The 3,140-nt window shown below is 38.9% G+C and carries 3 protein-coding genes; all 3 read left to right on the top strand.

Annotation, left to right across the window (positions count from 1 at the left end):
- The coding region (locus tag E4021_RS17860) for a transposase (RefSeq protein WP_168797674.1) at nt 1-299 on the top strand (299 nt) is incomplete at its 5' end.
- Nucleotides 300-482: 183 nt separating this feature from the next.
- Nucleotides 483-1,931, top strand: a complete 1,449-nt coding sequence (locus E4021_RS17855; RefSeq protein ID WP_136460850.1) for an MBOAT family O-acyltransferase — start codon at nt 483-485, stop codon at nt 1,929-1,931.
- 12 nt (nt 1,932-1,943) lie between these two features.
- Complete coding sequence (locus E4021_RS17850; protein ID WP_136460849.1) at nt 1,944-2,840, top strand: hypothetical protein; 897 nt, start codon at nt 1,944-1,946, stop codon at nt 2,838-2,840.
- Nucleotides 2,841-3,140: the final 300 nt, after the last annotated feature.

The raw sequence follows: 3,140 nt of genomic DNA, 5'->3' as shown, positions 1-3,140 counted from the left end.
CGGACAAAGCCTACGACTCGGTCGCCAACCGAATGTACTTACGCAAGCGAGCCATCAGGCCGGTGATTCCGAATCGGGGGTTGGCCGAAGGAAAGAAGCGTCGACGAAGGGGCCCAAAACCCAGCTTGGACCGGGTGGACTATCGCCGTCGCAATACGGTGGAGCGCATGTTTGGGTGGTTGAAAGAGTGCCGGCGAATTGCTACGCGATACGAGAAAAAGGCTGCGCACTTCCTCTCCATGGTGAAGCTCGGGGCTATCCGATTGTTCCTCCGAAGGTATTTTTCAGACACAGCCTAGTAAATAAGTTCAAAATACGACCGACCCCACCGCAACCTAAGGTCACCAAATCTCGCATGCCTAAAGAAAATACCAACGAGAGTTTCTACTTTAGTGGGGTTGACGCATAGGGAAGAGAACATATATATTGAATAGGCAGATATATAGAATGCATTTTTTCAGGTACGACTAAATAGATAATAAATGCTTTTTAATTCGATAGATTTTGCAATTTTCTTGCCAATAGTCTTTATACTCTATTGGTTTGTGACTGACAAAAACTTGAGTCTGCAAAACTTTTTAATTGTAGTTGCAAGTTATTTTTTCTATGGCTGGTGGGATTGGAAATTTTTATCGTTAATTCTTTTCAGTACAATTGTCGACTACACGGTTGCGATTAAGCTAGGTGAAGAGAGAAACCTTACAAGGAGAAAGGCTTATTTATGGGTGAGCATCCTGGTGAATCTTGGATTCCTCGGACTGTTCAAATATTACAACTTTTTCTTAGACAACTTTGTATCAGCATTTTCATTCTTCGGAACGGAAATTGGTGTAGATTCGCTCAATATTATTTTACCAGTTGGAATTAGCTTTTACACCTTTCAAACATTGAGTTATACGATTGATGTGTACCGGCAAAAACTGGAACCAACTAAAGATTTAATTGCATTTTCAGCTTTTGTAAGCTTTTTTCCCCAGTTGGTTGCAGGACCAATTGAAAGAGCAACCCATTTACTTCCGCAATTCTATACGAAGCGATCATTTGATTATAATAAAGCGGTAGATGGTTTGCGACAGATCCTCTGGGGCTTATTCAAAAAGATAGTCATCGCGGATAATTGCGCTGAATACGCAAATTTAATTTTCAATAACTCTGCCGATTATTCCGGGAGCACACTTGTTTTAGGAGCGTTGTTCTTTACGTTCCAAATATATTGTGATTTTTCAGGATATTCGGATATAGCCATTGGAACCGCACGACTTTTTGGGTTCGACCTGATGCAGAACTTTAATTTCCCCTATTTCTCGAGAGATATTGCGGAATTCTGGAGGCGATGGCACATTTCTCTTTCGACGTGGTTCAGAGATTATCTGTATATCCCTCTGGGTGGTAGTCGCGGAGGAACCTGGATGAAGGTAAGAAACACCTTCATTATTTTTATAGTTAGTGGATTTTGGCACGGGGCAAACTGGACTTTCATTATATGGGGCGCACTAAACGCCATTTATTTTTTACCCCTGCTGCTGACAAACAATAATCGCAACAACCTTGACCTGGTAGCTCAGGGAAAATATCTTCCAAGCCTGGCAGAATTCTCAAATATTCTGCTAACATTTAGTTTGACTGTTTTAGCTTGGATATTTTTTAGAGCAGAAAATGTAAGCCACGCGTCGGTTTACATATCCCAAATATTTTCACCTTCAATTTTAAATATGCCCGATTTTCCGGGGATGAGGCGAGCATTAATTACTATTGGTCTCGTTGGAGTATTTGTTTTAATTGAATGGATTGGCAGAGAAGGTAGGTATGCAATTGAGAAATTATTATTAAACCAAAAGAGATTGCTAAGATGGGCATTGTATATATCAATAATTCTGTTAATAATTGAGTTTAATGGATCGCAACAAGAATTCATATATTTTCAATTTTAAAATCTTTGTTTCATGCATATTTTTATAATCAATTTACTAAAGTTTTCATTTGTGTTGCTTTTAACGATTCTTGCTATCCTATCAATTTTTAGGACGGTTTTGGATTCACACACAACATATAGTAGCTTATTTCAAGATGGGCGATCAACTTTAATCCTTGGGGATTCTCAGACAGAAACGGGCCTAAATGACTCATTAATAAATAATAGTATAAACTTATCTAACTCTGGAGATCCCGTTTTTTTTAATTATGTGAAGTTGAAAAAATTGTTGGATGCTGGATTTTATCCCGAGATTTTAATTCTAGGGTTTACTCCTGATAATTTATATTCTGAGGGATTTTATGAAGTACCTAAAATGAAATCAAAGCTCAAGAATTATTTCTTTATGGTAGACTACGGTGACCTACAAGATATCATCACCAAGAATTTTTCCGGTTTTTATCAAGGAGCAATTGGGAATATTTTTTATAGTCCGGTAAGGAACAATTTTTGGTCGGATGTTGATATTTCAAACATAGGAATTGGTGGTTACAGAATCTTGCCCTCTGATAACCTCGGGCAGCTAGAAAAGGATATTTCCGAAAATAAGGTGCCCCCTCTTTCCCCTCCAGACGATATTTCGATAAAATATTTATATAGAATCATTAGCTTATGTAACCGGAACAGTATAAAACTTATTATCATGCATATGCCCATCCATAGTTCGCTGCAGGAAAAAGAAATGCAACGGAAAAAAAGGTATGATCTTTTTATAAAGAGAATACAAGGTGATGTTACTTTATGGGATTATTCAGATTACGAATTTGATGATAAGTATTTCTATGATGACAACCATTTGAATGACGATGGTGCAACAATCTTTTCTGCAATTATTGATAAAAAGCTACAACTGCTTGCAGGAATGTAGTTAGTCGTCCCTGAAGAAGTATGAATCAGTCTTGCAAAGTGTTGAAAACCAGTAGGCTAATATCTTTTTATATTGTTGACGGCATATTAACTTTTCGCCAGAAACCGGCCAAATACGGCCAAAACCTTGCGAAAAATGAAAGGCTCGCTGCCCAATCATGACCAAACGGATTTGTTCCGCAATCGCCTGACTTCAATCATCAGTCTGGACCATGAGCTCTGCCGCCTGTCCGAGGAAATTGATTGGCCGTGGATCGATGAGGAGTTGGACGGTTACTATGCCCGGGAGGGCCGGCCCAGC

This window comes from Neolewinella litorea (assembly GCF_004803465.1).
In the GTDB taxonomy this organism is placed as follows: domain Bacteria; phylum Bacteroidota; class Bacteroidia; order Chitinophagales; family Saprospiraceae; genus Neolewinella; species Neolewinella litorea.
This window is presented reverse-complemented; position numbering and strand designations above follow the sequence as displayed.